The following is a 16,995-nucleotide window of genomic DNA, read 5'->3' on the forward strand; positions in this document are numbered from 1 at the left end:
CACGCGCGCGCTCCACGCGCGCCACTCCACGCGCGCCACTCCACGCGCGCGCTCCACGCGCGCGCTCCACGCGCGCCACTCCACGCGCGCGCTCCACGGGCGCACTCCTCGGGCGCCACTCCTCGCGCGTAGCTCCTTGTGCCCAACTCCTCTGTGCGATTCTCCCGTGTGCAAACGATTGCACGAGTCGCGTGGTGTCAGTTAGCGTTGGCGCATGCTGCCGCCACATGTCGTGCTGGGGACGGCCTACTACCCGGAGTACCTGCCGCGCTCACTCGGTGATCGGGTCCCGACCGACCTGGACCTGATGGTTGCGGCCGGCATCACCGCCATCCGTGTCGGTGAGTCGGTCTGGTCGACCTGGGAACCACGGGACGGCGTCTTCGACCTCGAATGGATCCGCCCGGTACTCGACGGTGCCCGTGACCGCGAGATCGGCGTGATCCTCGGGACGCCGACGTACGCCGTGCCGCCGTGGCTGCAACGCGCGCACCCGGAGATCGCTGCCGAGCGGCAGACCGGCGTACCAGTGCCGTGGGGGATCCGGCAGGAGATCGACTACGGGCAGCCCGCGTTCCTGTTCCACGCGGAGCGGGTCGTACGGCGGATCGTGGAGCGCCATCGCGATCATCCGGCGGTCATCGGGTACCAGGTCGACAACGAGCCCGGTGTGCTGCTGGCTCACAACTCGTCCGCGTTCGAGGACTTCGTGGCTCGACTGCGTCGGAAGTACGGCGATGTCGAGGCGCTGAACGAAGCGTGGGGATTGACGTACTGGTCGCATCGGTTGAGCGACTGGTCCGAGCTGTGGCGGCCGGACGGGAACAGCACGCCGTCGTACGACCTGGCCTGGCGGCGGTTCCAGGCGGCGCGGACTTCTGAGTTCATCGGGTGGCAGGCCTCGTTGCTGCGGGGGTTGCGGCGGCCCGGGCAGTTCGTGACGACATGCCTCGCGTACGACCGGCCGGCGGTCGCCGACGTACCGCTGACGTCACAGCTGGACGTTGCGGCAGGCAACATTTATGTCGACGTCCAGGGCGGGCTGACTCGGCCGGCGGATCCATCGCGGCTGGAGCCGGGGTGGATCGGGCGGAGTGTCGCCGAGTTGTTCCTGGCCGCGGATCGGGTCTACGGGTCGCGCGGTGAGCCGTTCCTGGTGACCGAGACGAACGCGACGTCGATCGGCGGCGCGCACCAGAACCGGCCGCCGTACGACGGGCAACTCCGGCAGCTCGCGTGGGCGATGGTGTCGCGTGGTGCGCGGATGGTCGAGTACTGGCACTGGCACTCGATCCATCACGGGGCAGAAACGTTCTGGGGCGGGATTCTCGGGCACGATTTGGAGCCGGGACGGGTATACCGCGAGATCGCTGCGATCGGGGCCGAGTTGGCGGCGGCCGGGTCGTCGGTGGTGGATCTGACGCCTGATGTGGACGTCGCGGTGCTGTGGTCGAACGAGAGCGACTGGGCGATGCAGTGCCAGCCGCCGTTGGCGACGCACGGTGGTATACCGGACCAGGCGTCGTACCGGACGATCGTAGAGGCCTTCTACTCGGGGACTCTGGACGCCGGGTTGCGGCCCGGTGTGGTACCGGTCGAGCGGCTCGAGGTTGCGTTGTCGGCTCCGGTGGTCGTCGCGGCCGGGCTTTACGTCGCGTCGGACGCGGTGCTGGATCGGTTGGTCTCCTATGCGCGGGACGGCGGGCATCTGATCGTCGGACCGCGGACCGGGTATGCGGATCTGGAGGCCTGGCCGCGTCCTGAGACCGCGCCGCCGCGGTTGCGGGAGGCGGCCGGAATGGCATACCAGGAGTTCGAGAACCTGGAGTCGGCGATGCCGGTGAGCGGGTTGGACGGGCATGTCACGCGGTGGGCGGAGACGTTGCTCGTGGACGATGCCGACGTACTGGCGACGTACGAGCATCCGACTGGACGCCGACCGATCGTCACCAGCAAGCAGTTCGGTGCGGGCCGGGTGACGTACGTCGGGACAGTGCCGGATCGTGCTCTGGCTGCGGCGCTGTATGGGGAGTCGCGGCTGTGGGCGCCGTCGGTGACCGCCCTGTCGGCGGTCAACGCGGCGGGGGAGCGCCTGTGGTTCGTCCACAACTGGTCGGGAACGGCAGTGGTCGTCGAGCCGCCGATGGCTGTCGTGCCGCTGGTGCCGGTGGAGTCGGGGCAGGGTGCGTTGGCGCGGGTTGAGTTGGGGCCGTGGGATGTTCGGGTGCTCAAGGAGGCGCAGTGAGGTACTTCGAGGATCTGACGCCGAGCACCGGGGCGCGGGAACCGCGGGCGTGGCTGCGCTCGTCCCGGCCGCGGATCAGCCTGAACGGGCGGTGGAACTTCAAGCTCTGGGACAGCGCGCCGGATGGTATGCCAAAGGTCGAGCCGGACTGGGGCGAGTTGACCGTTCCCGGGCACTGGGTACTCCAGGGACACGACCGACCGCGGTATACCAACACCGCGTTTCCCTTCCCGATCGATCCGCCGTACGCGCCGGACGCGAACCCGACGGGCGACCACGTCCGGACGTTCGAGCTGCCGGACGACTGGCCGATCGACGGTGCGGTACTGCGGTTCGAGGGCGTCGACTCGTGCTTCAAGGTGTGGGTGAACGGCGTCGAGGCCGGGACCGCGAAGGGGAGCCGGCTGCCGAGCGAGTTCACGGTCGGGCAGCTGCTGCGGCCGGGGCGGAACACGCTGGCTGTGCGGGTCCACCAGTGGTCGTCAGGTTCGTACCTCGAGGACCAGGACATGTGGTGGTTGCCGGGCATCTTCCGGGACGTGACCCTGCTCGCACGCCCGTTGATCGACGACGTCTTCGTGCACGCGTCGTACGACCACCTGACCGGCGCCGGGACACTCCGAGTCGACGTGGTGTCGTTGGGCTCATCCTCGGTGTCGGACTCGGTGCCGGGTGCGGTTGTGCGGGTGCCCGAGCTCGGGGTGGTCGTCGAGCCTGGTGTGCCGGTGACGATCAGTGGGGTCGAGCCGTGGTCGGCTGAGCTGCCGCGGCTGTACGACGCGACGGTCGAGGTGCCGGGGGAGACGGTCGAGCTGCGGATCGGGTTCCGGACCGTGGCGATGGTCGACGGGCTGTTCACCGCGAACGGGAAGCCGTTGTTCTTCCGCGGCGTGAACCGGCACGAACACGACGAGCGGCGCGGCCGGGCGATGACGGTCGAGGCGATGCGGCAGGACCTGGTGCTGATGAAGCAGCACAACATCAACGCCGTACGGACCGCGCACTATCCACCACATCCCGCGTTCCTCGACCTGTGCGACGAACTCGGCCTCTGGGTCATCGACGAGTGCGACATCGAGACGCACGGCTTCATCTACACCGACTGGCGCGGCAACCCGGCCGACGACCCGGACTGGGCGCCGATGATGCTCGACAGGATGCGCCGGATGGTCGAGCGCGACAAGAACCATCCGAGCGTGGTGATCTGGTCGCTGGCCAACGAGAGCCACCGCGGCCGGAACTTCGGCGAGCTCGCCGCGTGGACGCGGCAGCGGGATCCGGAGCGCGCGGTGTTCTACGAGCGGGACAGGACGTACGAGTTCTCGGACTTCTACAGCCTGATGTACCCGCCGCTGGAGGACCTCGAGGCGATCGGGACGCGAACGGAGGACGTGCCGGAGGAGACCGCGGAACATCCTTCGCTGGAGGCCAGGCGGCGTGCGCTGCCGTTCATCCTCGCCGAGTACGCCCATGCGATGGGTAACGGTCCTGGCGGGTTGGCCGACTACCAGCGGATCCTGGAGCACTACCCGCGCCTGCAGGGCGGCTTCGTCTGGGAGTGGATCGACCACGGCTTGTTGTTGCCCGGCGCAACAGACCACGTGTACGGCGGCGACTTCGGCGAGCGCCTCCACGGCGCCAACTTCTGCATCGACGGTCTGCTGTTTCCTGACCGAACCCCGTCTCCGGGCCTCATCGAATACAAGAAGGTCCTGGAACCAGTACGCATCACCGGCCCCGACCCTCTAACCATCCACAACCACCGAACCTACACAGACACCACCGACCTCCAATTCCACTGGACCCTCACCCAAGACGGCCAACAACTAGCCACCGGCCACCTGCCCCTCCCACCCATCCCCCCAGGCCAATCCACCACCATCCCCCTCCCGCCCGCGGCCGCCACCCCCGCGGCCGCCACCTCCGCGGCCGCCACCCCCAGCGCCACCAGCGCCATCGCCACCAGCGCCACCCGCGCCACCAGCGCCACCAGCGCCACCGCCACCAGCGCCACCGCCACCAGCGCCACCACTCCCGCCCGCCCCGCCGCGCCCGCGTCGACCGTCCCAGCCTGCGCTCTACCTGAGGCTGGTCTCGCCTCTTCATCTTCTGATGGAGAGCGGGTGCTGACCGTGTATGCGGTGCTGGCGAAGGACGAAGCGTGGGCTACTGCCGGGCACGAGGTCGCCTGGGCGCAGTTCGTGCTGGATCAACCCACCGAGACACCTGCCACCGCGGCAGCTCCCGTGGCGGACAACGGAGAAGCGCTAACACTCGGTGGAGGAGAGTTCGACCGTCGTACCGGCAAGCTGACCCGCCTGTTCGGACAGGTGGTCGACGGCCCGGAGCTGGACCTCTGGCGTGCCCCCACAGACAACGACAACGGCCAAGGCGGCCGGAACGGCGTCACCCAGGAATGGCGAGCCGCCGGCCTCGACCGACTGCTACACCGAGTCGACGCCGTAGAAGTGCAGGCCAACGAGCTAATCGTGCGCACGAGAGTAGCCCCCGAAGGCCTCGGCGTCAGCGCGCGTACGACGTACCGCTGGACCGCCAACGAGCACGGCCTCCAACTGACCGTCGACGTACAGCCGGAGGGCGAGTGGGCCGGCACAGCAGTCACACCACGCTGCGGCAGTTGGCCGCGCGTCGGCGTACGGCTGACGCTCCCCAAGGAGCTGGAGAATGTGCAGTGGTACGGCGGTGGCCTGGGTGAGGCGTACGCCGACAGCCGCGAGGCAGCCCGAGTGGGACGGTACGCATGCACCGTAGACGAGCTGCAGACGCCGTACGTCGTACCGCAGGAGAACGGCTCCCGCATCGACGTACGCTGGGCTTCGCTGACCGATGCCAACAGCAACGGTTTTCGAGTCGCCGGTACGCCGCACTTCCAGCTCACCGCCCGCCGCTGGACCACCGAAGACCTGGAACGCGCCCGTCACCGCTCGGACCTCACGCCCCACGACCACATCTACTTGAACCTCGACCTGGCCCAAAACGGCCTAGGCTCAGCATCCTGTGGCCCACCCGCCACCCAGCAGCACACCCTCGAAGTAGCGCCCTACACCTTTACTCTCAGATTCCACCCATACAGTTGAGAGCTGCACCGAATCTCCTTGAAAATAAGGGGATCTGGCTTTGGAAACTGTCGGTGGCGGTGTCTAGGCTCTGCTACATGGACAAGCCGGCCGAGTTGATGAGCGACGCCGAACTGGCGCGCGCTCTCGATATGGACAAGCCGGTTGAGTTGATGAGCGACGCGGAGCTGGCTCGCGCTCTCGACCAGGCCGATGCCGAGCTGGCGCGGCTTGAGACGCGCCGGTTGCGGCTGGTCGCGGCGATGGACTCCTCCGGGTATGCCGAACGGGTCGGTGCCCGTGACATGGTGCAGTACCTGGAGTTCCGCTACCGCCTCGACCACTCCCGCGCCTACCGCGACGTCCGCCTGGCCCGCGCGCTCCCCAAGTACCCAGCCGTCACCGCCGCCCTCCCCGACGTGGCGCAGGACCGGGACGAACCGCCCGAGGTGCTGTTATGGCCGGCGCAAGCCGAAGCAATCGTCACCGCCCTGGAGAAGGTGCCGACGACGGTGCCGGTGGCCGATCTGGAGTTCGCCGAACAGGAACTGGTCCGTCTCGCCCGGCACCTGTGTCCGACCGACCTGCGCAAGGCCGCCGAACAATCCCGCGACATCCTCGACACCGACGGCCCCGAACCCGAAGAACACAAGGCGGCCGCCCGCGAAACCCTCACCCTGACCACCGCCGACCGCGGCGTGAAGTTCAAGGGCTATCTTGCCAACGAGAACGCCGAACTGTTCCGCACCCTGATCGTCACCGGCGCCCGCCCCCACAAAACCCTCGACGGCCAGCCCGACCCCCGCTCCCGCGAAAAACGCCAAGCCGACGCCCTCACCACCACCCTCACCCTCGCCGCCGGCACCCTCGACGCCGGCACCCCCTCACCCACCATGCCCCGCCCCACCGACAAACCAGCCAGCTCCCCGCAGGCTGACTCCCCGACGGCTGACTCCCCGGACGCTGATGCCGCCGAGGCAGGTTCTGCGGGGGCGGGTTCCACGGGGGCCGCCGGTTCTCCGCGGACTGGTTCTCCGCAAGCTGGTTCCACCGAGACTGAGTCCGCGGCGGCTGGTTCTCCGGAGGGTGGTCCCACGAACGCCGGTTCTACTCGTTCAGCGGGCACCGATTCCACGGCGGAGACGACAGCCGACGCGGCGAGCGGCTTAGCTGTTGGCTCGGCTGTTGGCTCGGCTGTTGGGGCGGCAACCGACCAGGGCTGTGGTGCGGACGGTTCCGCGATAGCCGACGAACGTGCTGGTGTGATGGCTGGTCGGGGCGGTGGTGCGAGTAGTGATGTGGTGCCTGGGTTCGGGGCGAAGGCGAACCTGACCGTCACAATCGACCTGGAAGACCTGAAGGCAGCGACCGCTGATGCGATCGGGCACACCGTCTACAGCAACGGCCTGTCCGCCGCCACCATCCGACGCCTCGCCTGCGACGCCAACGTCATCCCGATCGTGCTCGGCTCCAACTCCGAACCCCTCGACGTCGGCCGCCGAGAACGCCTCGTCACCAAAGCCCTCCGCCGCGCCCTCAACACCCGCGACCGGGGCTGCGTCATCTGCAATGCGCCACCGGTCATGTGCGACGCACATCATCTGATCTCCTGGATCGACGGCGGCCACACCAAGCTCGACAACCTCGCCCTGGTCTGCCGCCGCCACCACACCGACCTCCACCACGGCCACTGGACCATCACCATCACCAACGGCCAAGTCCACGTCACCCGACCCACCTGGGCCGACCCACCCCGCCACCCACACCAACCACCGGCCGACACACCCCAAGCACCCAAGCCACCCGGCGACCACCCCACGCCCTCGCGCCCACCGGACGACCCATCCCGCGCACACGAGCCGCCGGGTGATCACCCCACGCCCTCGCGCCCACCCGATGACCCATCCCGGGCGTCCGAACCACCGGGCGAACACCCCACGCCGTCGGGCCCATCGGACGACATCTCTCGGGCACACGAACCACCGGATGACGCACCCCGGTTACCCGGGCCGCGGCGCGAGCACCGCACGCCCTCGGGCCCATCGGAGGCCGCCTTCCGAGCGCACGAGCCGCCGGGTGATCGCCCCACGCCCGCGGGCCCACTCGATGACCCATCCCGGGCGCACAAACCAACGGGTGACGCACCCCGGCCACCCCAGCCACCGCGCGAGCACCCCACGCCCTCGGAGCCATCGGACGGCGAGCCGACGCCCGCCGGCAACTCAAAGCCTCGAATCTCAAGCCCACAAGACGATCCCTGGGGTGACACCGCCGCGCCCGCGGCCACCGGGTCGGGTGTGAGACCGAGCCGCTGGCACGCCGACGAGTCGACCCGCGCGGAAGCGGCCCGGTTCGCGGTGTGGGGTGCGCGCGCCACCGACGACGCCGACACCGGCCCGCCCTCCTTCGCCACGATCTGAACGGGACCAGGACGAGGCCGGCCTGCAAGGAGTTGCCATCGGGTCTGCACGATCCGCGGGCAGACTGGCAACCCCGCCGGGCATGCCTCTGTCCGCACAGCAGCCGGACGGCGAACCCGCGCCCACCGGCAACCCAAAGCTCCAAGTCTCAACCCCACCAGACGATCCGTGGGGGCGGGGAACCGCCGCGCCCGCAGCCGCCGGATGGCGTGTGAGGCCAAGCGGGTGGCGCGCAGTCGGCCGACGCGATGGCGCGTACGGCGATCCAGCTGACAGGTCGATGAGGTGACGCGGGCGGAAGCGGCCCGGTTCGCGGTCCGGGGTGAGCGCGCCACCGCCGAGTCCGGCTCCGGCCCGACCTCCTTCGACATGATCTGATCCCAGCGGATCTCCGCGATTCTTCGCCTGCCGGGCTGGCGGCGCACACATGCGTCATCAACTCGTGCGCAGTATGCGGCCGGGTGCAGCTGGTCTCCGGTCTTGGACCGGAGGAATGGTTTACGATCGGCGATCCACACGCTGATTCAGCTGCGGACGTCAGCTCGAGTTGGGTGATGCTTCGTTAGGCGCAGCGGCGGGCCAGCGTTGACCGGGTTGAGTCGGGCGGCCAGCCTGGCTCGTGCATTCACACCGTGTCGGCGTACGTCTGGTGCTCGTGGCGGGCTCGGGCGGCTTCGATGTCGGGGACGTGTTGTTCGGCCCAGACTCGTACGGCGCGGAGTGGGACGAGGAGGGATCGTCCTAGAGGTGTCAGGGCGTATTCGACACGTGGCGGGTTCTCGGCGTGCTCGTGCCGGCTGATCAGGCCGTCGGCTTCGAGGGAGCGCAGCGTCTCGGTCAGGACCTTCGGGGTGATGCCCTGGATGTGTGCCTTCAGGTCGGTGAAGCGGCGCGGGCCGTCAGCGAGGGCGTTGACGACGAACACGGTCCAGCGGGCGCCGATGCGGTGGAGCACGGTTCGGCTCGGACAGGTTGCCGCCATCACGTTGTACGCCTTGCCCATGGGTGCTCCCAGTTCCGTTGAAGATACCGGTATCAAATCCATACCGTGGGTCCGATCCTACGAGAGGGAGTGACGAAAAGTGGAGCGGATCCTGGTCATCGGCGGTGCACGGGCGCTGGGAGCGGCCGTCGCGCGGCGTGCGGTGAAGGACGGGTACGAGGTGGTGATCGGTGCGCGTGATCTGGCTGCTGCCGAGGCGCAGGCGGCGGAGATCGGCGCGACCGCGGTGCGCATCGATCTGCAGGACGAGGCCACGGTTGCGGCAGCGGCCGGGCGGTTTGCGGAGGGGATCGACCACATCGTGTCGACCGGTTCGGCGCCGCACGATGTTCGGGCTGTTGAGTTGGATCACGACAAGCTGGTCGCTGCGTTCACGGCGAAGGTGATCGGGCCGATGCTGGTCGCGAAGCACTTCGCGCCGGTACTGCGGCCGAGCGGGTCGATCGTGTTGTTCTCCGGGGTCGTCGGGTGGCGGCCGGGACGGGGCTCGCTGGTCAAGGGAGTGACCAATGGTGCGGTCGAGTACGTTGCTCGCCACCTCGCGACGGACCTCGCCCCGGTACGGGTCAACGCCATCTCGCCCGGGGTCGTCGACTCGGGTGCCTGGGATCGGTTGGGCGACAGCAAGGTCGGCTTGCTGAGCAAGAGTGCCGCTGGAACGCTGGTCGGACGGTACGGCGAGTCCGACGACGTCGTCGACACGGTGATGTGGCTGCTCCGCGCGGGTTTCATCTCCGGCGAGACGATCCACCTCGAGGGCGGTGCCCGCCACAAGACCTCCTGACGACACGTGAGCCCGTCAGTTGCCGAGGAACGCGCGGAGGCGGTGGATGTAGGGGGCTCGTTGGGCGGGGGTGGCGGGGGTTTCCAGGTGGCGGGTGTTGTAGAGGTTGTCGTCGGGGTAACGGGGGAAGACGTGGACGTGGTAGTGCCAGGCGTCCTGGTAGCCGGCGGGTTCGTTGTGTTGGCGGATGGAGATTCCTTCACAGTCGTAGGTGCTACGGATAGCGATTAGGTCGTGATGGCGTGGTGCTCACGGCGCAGCACTATGTCGTGCTGCGCCGTGAGGTGGTCTTTGCGGCCGGCGGCTAGTCGGCAGAAGGGGCAGTCGTAGCCGTCGGGTGCGTGGTTGAACATGCTCAGCGTGGTACCACAAACGTGACGTAGGTGGAGTTCCCCTTGCCGGACACGCCGGAGTTCGGGCCTAGGGACAGCTGCCCGGCGGGTACGTCGCGTTTGAAGAGGACCAGGCGCTGGTCGGTCGTGCCGACCGTCTCACCAGTGCGAGTGAACGAGGACAGCCACGACGGCCACCACACGTTCTCGCCGCGGGGATCGAAGGCGACGTACACGGTCGCCGGCCGAGTCAAATTCAGCGTCAGGTAGTCAGGTGGTGTCGTCGCCTTGGAGTCGTCGTTGGAGCCCTGTACCAAGGCCTGACCGTTCAACGCCCCAGGCAGCTCAGTGACCGTGTAGCTGCGATCCACATAGATCGGTGCACCGACCTGAGCCTTGACGAGGTTGGTCAGCTTCTCCGGCGACTGCACCGACACCAGGTCGCTCAGCAGCGGCGGCTCGCTCCGCGTGATGCCCAGGACCCGGTTGCCGACCGTCTTGACCGCAGACGCAGGCTGACCGGCCAGCGGGGCGAACGTCAAGGACGACAGCGGTACGGCGACGCGCTCGAGCGTGTATGACGTACTAGGAGCCGTCTGCAGGGTCACGAGGTCGGCAGAAGTCCCACCGACGACAACACGTCCATGAGAGTCGACCACGCGGACCTGCTGACCCGGCCACGGGTTGCGCAGCTTCAACGTCTCGCGGCTGCCGGCCTGGATGCCGACCACGGTCGGTACGCCGTGATGCACCTCGGTGCTGATCCGGTGCCCGCCCTCGATCTGCACTGACCCAGCAACGTCCCAATCACGTGGCCATGCGGGCGCGACGTGCACAACCCCGTCGTACGACTGGACCAGGGCTTCCTGGAGGCCGGTGGTGAGTACGCCGCCCCACTCGTTGTAGAAGCTGCGGTTCCGGACCGCTTCCTGGCCGGTGCGGTGCACGGTGAAGCCGTTCGGGTAGATCTGGAAGTCCGCGATCCCCTTCAGCAGCAGGCGTTTTACCTCGTCCGAGAGCCCGAGCCGGGCCGCCCAGGTGGAGTCCATGCCCCAGTCCTTGTCCTGCGGATACACCCGTTGCCGGTACGTCGCCTGCATCAGCTCGGACGTCTCGTCGAACACGCCCCACGGCCAGAGCGCCTCCATCTCCGGGTTCTGCGTGTTGTGCGACGCCTCGTCGGTGCCGGACCACGCCAGCACCTCCTCGCCGCCACGCTGCACGGTCCGGAACGGCGGCAGCTTGCCCACAGCGTCCCGCAACTGCTTGGCCAATGCTGTGTCGCCACGCGACGTCGCCAGGTCGGCGACGAGCGGGAAGATCACCCGCATCGCGGACAGGTCCGGGACCGGGTCGCTGGTGTCCCACTGCACCTCAAGAGCATTCACGTGCTCCAGGTGCAGGTAGCCGTCCGCACCAGTGGTCATGGCGGACAGGTAGAACCGCGCCACGTCCCGCATCAGCGGATAGCTCCGATTCAGCAGGGCCGTGTCACCGGTGTACCGGTACTGCTGCCAGATGTTGTTCACCAGCTCCGGCCCACTGGTCAGGATCCGCCGCGTCCAGCTGGGCTCCTGCATGTTGTCGCAGCCGTCGCCTGTGCCGTCGTACCGCATGAACTCCGGCAGGCAGAGGCCCTCGCCGCCTTTCCAGTGTGTGCGCGTCCACTCGCGCATCAGCTCGGCACGGTCCAGGTAGAACTTGAAGTACGGCGAGTTGAGCTCGCCGATGCCCGCGCCGAGGTTCGCGGACACCAGCATCCGTAGGTTGAAGTGCCAGTACGAGTCCTGGGCCCAGTCCGCCTGGTCTCCCGAGGACGAGAACATCCGCACCACCGCACCATGCGTGCTCGGCACGTCGCCGCGCATCGACGCGGCCATCGTGTACAGCTGCAACGTCCGCAGGTTCTCGACGTACTCACCGGACCCGTCCGTCGACGTGATCCGCATCGGCGCCGCCTTGTCCCAGAACGCGTGCCACCAGTCGAGGTGATGACTGGGCGACTCGACAACGGCACGTCGCGCGGCTGTCCGTAGTTCTCCGCCGCGGTACGACGGTACGCCGACCACGAGCCGGAAACTGCCGTCCGCACGCGGCCGGAACGTCAGCCGCACCGTCAGCGGGTCCACCACCGACGCGGTGACGCCCTCGGCCTGTGCGGTCAGTGCGGCAACCGCACCGGTGATGCTGCCGGAGGCCTCGTCGTGGAACGTCTCCGCGAGCGCAGCAATCCCACCAGCTGCACTGACGGCCGGGGTACGGCCGGCCCATAGCTTCAGGTCAGCGGTCTGCTCTTGCGATGGGTCCGCACCAGTCACCTCCAGAACGAACTGGTCCGCGTCAGCACGCACGTAGGAGCGTGCAGTGAGACCGCCACCGCTCTGTACGACCTGACCGTCGTACAGCGCCAGCCGTCCGCTGTAGTCGTCAGCACGCATCAGAGAGTCCAGACCGGGTACGACGAGACGCCCGGCGGACTTGAGGTCCGGGAACGTGTCTACGCGGTTGAGCTGTGCGCTGTAGCCCTTCTCGGCCCAGACCGAAGCGCCGAGCACACCGTTTCCCAGCGGCATCGCCTGGTACGAGCGCCACGCAGGGCCCTCCTGAACGAGGTCGGACCGCGACACCAGCCCTGCCGTGTCGCTGTGCAGCGCACCGTCACGCCAGGCGGTCGTCCCCTGCTCAGAAGGCGTACTACTCGCAGCCGGCACAGCGGTGGCGCCCACAGTGAGCAGCGCGGCCAGCAACGGCAGCGTCAATCGAAGAGCCGTCACGGGCGCACCTCGATGAAGTAGTCGACACCCGGGCGAGTGCGGAACTCCACGACGCCGTCCTCCGGGCGGGCGAACGCCACCGGGCCGATGGACGACTTGACATCCACCGAAGCGCCGGTCCGCAGCCGTAGTCGGTTGCCGAGCAGCGACCGAACAGTTGCCTTGGTCAACTTCCCGCCGAACCACGAGAACTCGAGGTCGAAGCCGCCGCGGGCGCGCATACCCCGGACGGTCCCGGTCGGGAACGCCGTCGGCAGGCAGGGGAGTAGCGCGACTTCGCCGGAGTGGCTCTGCATGATCATCTCGGTGATCCCGGAGACACCGCCGAAGTTTCCGTCGATCTGGAACGGCGGGTGCAGGTCGAACATGTTCGGCGCGGTACGTCCGGGGCCCAGCAGCTGCGTCAGGTGCTTGTACGCGTTGTCCGGCTCGAGCAGCCGGGCCCGGAGGTTGAGCTTCCACGCCAGCGACCACCCTGCGGTCACAGCCGGGCCGCGCAGCTCCAGCGACTTGCGGGCAGCGTCGGCGAGTTCCGGCGTACTGCGTGGGGTCACCTGGTCGCTGGGGAAGACTGCCCACAGGTGTGAGACATGTCGACTCGTCTCCAGAGCGGCCTCCTCCCAGTCGATCAGCCACTCCTGGATCTGGCCGAGGTACCCGATCTGGATCGGTGCCAGCTTCGACCGCGCGTCCGCGGCGGCAGCGGCCATCGCGCTGTCGACACCAAGCACCGCGGTCGCCTGCCCGAACACCTTGAACAGGTCGTGCAGGATCTCGGTGTCCATCGTCGGCCCCGCGCACATGCTCACGCCGACGTTGTCGTAGTCGTGGTGCTTGACCTCGGGGGAGTGCGACGGGCTGGTCACCAGCCACCCCGTCTTTGCGTCCGTCTGCAGCTGGTCGAGGAAGAACTCCACAGAGCCGCGCAGGACCGGGTAGTACTTCCGGAGCATGTCCAGGTCGCCGGTGTACTCGTACCGCTCCCAGAACAGGAGCGACAGCCACGCACCGCCGGTCGGCCAGACCCCGTAGTACGCGAAGTCGACCGGTGCGGTCCCGCGCCACCCGTCGGTGTTGTGGTGCGCCACCCAGCCAGGTGCGTCGTACATGGTGGCCGCAGTACGGGCGCCGGACTCGGACAGCTCGCTGATCATCTGGAACATCGGGTCCCAGCACTCCGCCAGGTTGGCCGGTCCGGCCGGCCAGTAGTTCATCTCGGCGTTGATGTTCAGCGTGAACTTGGACTGCCACTCGGGCAGCATCTTGTAGCTCCAGATGCCCTGCAGGTTCGCGGGCTGGCCCGGGGTGCGGGAGCTGGAGATCAGCAGGTACCGGCCGAACTGGTAGTACAGCGCGGCCAGTTGCGGATCGCCGCCGTTGCGGAACGCCATGATCCGCTGGTCGGTCGGCAGCGCGATCGAGTCCGACGTACCGAGGTCGATATCGAGGCGCCCGAAGAGCCGCTGGTAGTCCTCGACGTGCTGGTGCCGCAGTGCGCCGTACGCCGGGCGTCCGACCGCGGCCAGGGGTGCTACGGCGCGAGCGACCTGGTCCGCGCTGACGTCGAGGTAGTTGCGGTAGCTGGTGCCGACCGAGAACAGCAGCGTGACCTCGTCAGCGCCGGCGACCGAGAGTTTGCCGTCAGCAACCGTCGTACTGCCGCCCTCGGTGAAAGCGCGCAGCAGAGCGCAGAACTTGACCGAACCGGTCAGGCCCTCGGCATCGCCGCTGATCCCGTTGAGCGCGAGCGTCTGCTTGTCGTACGCCGAAGCGGTCGCGGCCTGCTCCGTGCTGTACGTCGCGTCGAACGTGAGCGCCCCGCGCTGGCTGGCAGTCAGCCGCATCACCAGCACCTGTGCGGGATGGCTGACGAACACCTCCCGCGTGTAGCGCACGCCCGCGTGCTCGTAGCTGACCGACGTGATCGCCGTGGTCAGGTCGAGCTCTCGCCGGTACGCCGTGACCGCGGTGGCGTCGATGCCCGGAAAGGCCAGCGAAAGGTAGCCGACCGGCTGGTACTGCATCTGCTCGTGCGGGAGACCCATGAAGTGCGCGTCGGCGAGGTTCTGCGCGTCGAGGTACTTCTCCTCGGCGATCAGCCGGCGGATCTCCGGGAGGACGTCCTTGCCGATCGGGTCGTCGTACTGGTGTGGACCACCGGCCCAGATCGAGTCCTCGTTCAGTTGCAGCTGCTCGGTCGCGGTGCCGCCGTACACCATGGCGCCGAGGCGCCCGTTGCCGATGGCAAGTGCCTGGAGCCACTCGGTGGCGGGCTGGGTGTACCAGAGTTTGAGCGGGTTGGTGTCACTGCCGGGCGGTGAGCCGACGGCTCCGGCAGTCAGGGGGTTGGTGAGCGAGCCGGCGACAACTGCGGTGCCGGCCGCGGCGCCGGCGGTCCGCAGGACCTGACGGCGGGTGTACTGGGTCATGGGGCGGTCTCCCTGGAGCGGTAGATGCGCTGGGCGGTGCCACGGAACACGTCGTTGTGCGTGGCAGGTGGCAGCAGTGCGGTGGTACGGCGGATCACCTCGGCGCGGGTGGCGGCCAGCGTGCACACGGGCCAGTCCGAGCCGAACAGCAACCGTTCACTGCCGAAGAGTTCGAGGGCGACGTCGACCAGCGTGCGGAGGTCGTCGGTCGCGAGGTGGGCGTTGCCGGAGAGCTTGACGGTCACGTTCGGGCACTCGGCGAGTGCCTGCATTCCGGACCGCCACTCGGCGGTGGCAGCTGTCGGGTTGCCGAGGTGGTCGAGCACGAGACGGGCGTCCGGTACGGCGGAAGCCAGCCGGGCGGCGCCGATCAGGGCGGAGGGGCGGAGCAGGAGGTCGATGGCGAGGCCGGCGTCGGCGGCGGCCCGCACGCCGCGCACGTGCGCGGGAGCTGTCAGCAGGTCAGGGTCGGTCTGGTCGACCGGTGGACTGCGCACGCCGACAAGAAGCGGGTCGTCCGGCAGCCGGTCCGGGAAGTCGAGCAGGTCGAACCAGCCGACCACACCAACCACAGCCGCGTTCTCCTGAGCCAGAGCCAGCAGGTCATCCACCTCAGCTGGGTCGGCATCCGCCTGAACCAGCACGACTTCGCTGTCGGTTACGCCAGAGAGGGTGAAGTTGCGGCGGAGGGGGTGGTCGGGAGCCAGCCAGGGGAGGCGGCGGCGGGTCAGGTCCCAGACGTGGACGTGGGCGTCAATCATGGTGGCCGGCTGGTCTGGTGATCGAGCTCTCGCCGCGGGCGTGGGCGGCGAAGAGACGGGCGGAGTCCTCGGGGTCGGTGCCGGCGAGTACCTCGATCAGGTCCAGGTGGCGGCGCGCCATCAGGCCCCAGTCGCCGGCGTACATCGCGTTCGACACCACCTGCAGGCTCCACAGCGCCGGCTCCAGGGTCCGCCACACGCGCAGCAGCATCGAGTTGCCGCTGGTCGCCAGCACCTGCCGGTGGAACCGCAGGTCAGCCTCGCGGAACGCGCCGATGTCGTGATGCCCGGCCGCCTCGATCATCCGCTGCACCTCGATCCGGAGCAGGTCGAGTTCCTCCGGTGGCGCGTGGCCGGTCGCCCGGCGCGCTGCCGCGGACTCGAGCAGTACGCGGACCTCCCGCGCCTCGCGGGCCTCGACCTGCGAGATCTCGGTGACGAAGTTCCCCAGCCGCGGGCGGTACGTGACGAGTCCCTCGTGCGCCAACCGGCGTACCGCTTCCCGGGCCGGGGTCTGGCTGGTGCCGAGCACCCGGGCGATCTCGGACTCGACCACGCGCATCCCGGGCGCCAGCTCGCCGGACAGTATCCAGCCGCGGATCGCCTCGTACACCCGGTCGGACAGCAACTCTGTGTCACTTGGCGGCGGTGGGGCGGGATGGCTGGTCGCCACAACAGTTCCAGCACCGGAGCGGTAGTGCTGGATCTCCTCCCGGCGCCGCCGCGAGACCGTCGACTGCGAGACGCCGTACGCCGCGGCCAGCTCGCGGGTCGAGGGGCGATGTCCGGAATCGGCCATCGATGTTGGCGCACCTGTTATCGACGCCGCGCCCAATTGCACCCGGTCGACCATCCGCGGCCGTCCGCTGCGCATCCCGTCGTCGAGGCCGGCCATGCCCATCCGGAGGAACCTCCGGCGCCACTTGCCGACCGTGCCCGGGGTGACCTCGAGCAGGTCCGCGACCGCCTTGTTCGAGCGTCCCTCGGCGCTGGCCAGCACGATCCGGGCCCGCAGCCGCATCGCGGCACTGGTCCGCGGGGCGGCCGCGAGCTGGCTGAGCGCGGTCCGCTCGGGCACCGACAGGGTCAGCGGCGACTTCGGTCTTCCGGCATCGGGCATGGCTGCATGGTGACCCGGTTCACAGCGTTCTGCCAACCCTATATGGCACG

General features: G+C 68.6%; 9 protein-coding genes. 4 read left to right on the forward strand and 5 right to left on the reverse strand.

All coding sequences use genetic code 11. The annotated features are described in order from the left end of the window. The first annotated feature begins 214 nt into the window (after positions 1-214). The 3 genes from EV647_RS34800 to EV647_RS34810 are packed head-to-tail and all read left to right on the forward strand — an operon-like array spanning position 215 to position 7,742. Positions 215-2,245, forward strand: a complete 2,031-nt coding sequence (locus EV647_RS34800; RefSeq protein ID WP_134010710.1) for a beta-galactosidase — start codon at positions 215-217, stop codon at positions 2,243-2,245. Beyond that, complete coding sequence (locus EV647_RS34805; RefSeq protein ID WP_202876419.1) at positions 2,242-5,343, forward strand: glycoside hydrolase family 2 TIM barrel-domain containing protein; 3,102 nt, start codon at positions 2,242-2,244, stop codon at positions 5,341-5,343. The genes EV647_RS34800 and EV647_RS34805 overlap by 4 nt, the downstream gene beginning before the upstream one ends. Next, positions 5,340-7,742 (forward strand): HNH endonuclease signature motif containing protein, encoded by a 2,403-nt coding sequence (locus EV647_RS34810; protein WP_134010712.1) that lies wholly within the window; start codon positions 5,340-5,342, stop codon positions 7,740-7,742. Before EV647_RS34805 ends, EV647_RS34810 begins: the two co-directional genes overlap by 4 nt. Before the next feature lie 625 nt (positions 7,743-8,367). Here EV647_RS34810 and EV647_RS34815 read toward each other — a convergent pair. Then, entirely contained in the window at positions 8,368-8,745 is a 378-nt protein-coding gene (locus tag EV647_RS34815; RefSeq protein ID WP_134010714.1) for a helix-turn-helix domain-containing protein, read from the reverse strand. A gap of 79 nt (positions 8,746-8,824) precedes the next feature. On the opposite strand from EV647_RS34815, the gene EV647_RS34820 reads away from it, so the two are divergent. Further along, positions 8,825-9,529, forward strand: a complete 705-nt coding sequence (locus EV647_RS34820; protein ID WP_134010716.1) for an SDR family oxidoreductase — start codon at positions 8,825-8,827, stop codon at positions 9,527-9,529. Positions 9,530-9,884: 355 nt separating this feature from the next. Here EV647_RS34820 and EV647_RS34830 read toward each other — a convergent pair whose 3' ends face one another. From EV647_RS34830 to EV647_RS34845, 4 genes are read right to left on the reverse strand one after another with little or no spacing between them, the layout of a single operon-like run. Then, the gene (locus tag EV647_RS34830) at positions 9,885-12,635 is read right to left on the reverse strand and encodes a glycoside hydrolase (RefSeq protein ID WP_134010718.1); all 2,751 of its coding nucleotides are present in this window, start codon (positions 12,633-12,635) and stop codon (positions 9,885-9,887) included. Beyond that, positions 12,632-15,064 carry a glycoside hydrolase N-terminal domain-containing protein gene (locus EV647_RS34835; protein ID WP_134010721.1) on the reverse strand — a complete coding sequence of 811 codons (2,433 nt, stop codon included), beginning with the start codon at positions 15,062-15,064 and terminating at the stop codon, positions 12,632-12,634. Before EV647_RS34835 ends, EV647_RS34830 begins: the two co-directional genes overlap by 4 nt. Next, the gene (locus tag EV647_RS34840) at positions 15,061-15,825 is read right to left on the reverse strand and encodes an amidohydrolase (protein ID WP_134010723.1); all 765 of its coding nucleotides are present in this window, start codon (positions 15,823-15,825) and stop codon (positions 15,061-15,063) included. Before EV647_RS34840 ends, EV647_RS34835 begins: the two co-directional genes overlap by 4 nt. After that, positions 15,818-16,945 carry an FCD domain-containing protein gene (locus EV647_RS34845; protein WP_134010725.1) on the reverse strand — a complete coding sequence of 376 codons (1,128 nt, stop codon included), beginning with the start codon at positions 16,943-16,945 and terminating at the stop codon, positions 15,818-15,820. The genes EV647_RS34840 and EV647_RS34845 overlap by 8 nt, the downstream gene beginning before the upstream one ends. Positions 16,946-16,995 lie beyond the last annotated feature (50 nt).

The sequence above is a fragment of the Kribbella sp. VKM Ac-2566 genome (assembly GCF_004366005.1).
In the GTDB taxonomy this organism is placed as follows: Bacteria; Actinomycetota; Actinomycetes; order Propionibacteriales; family Kribbellaceae; genus Kribbella; species Kribbella pratensis.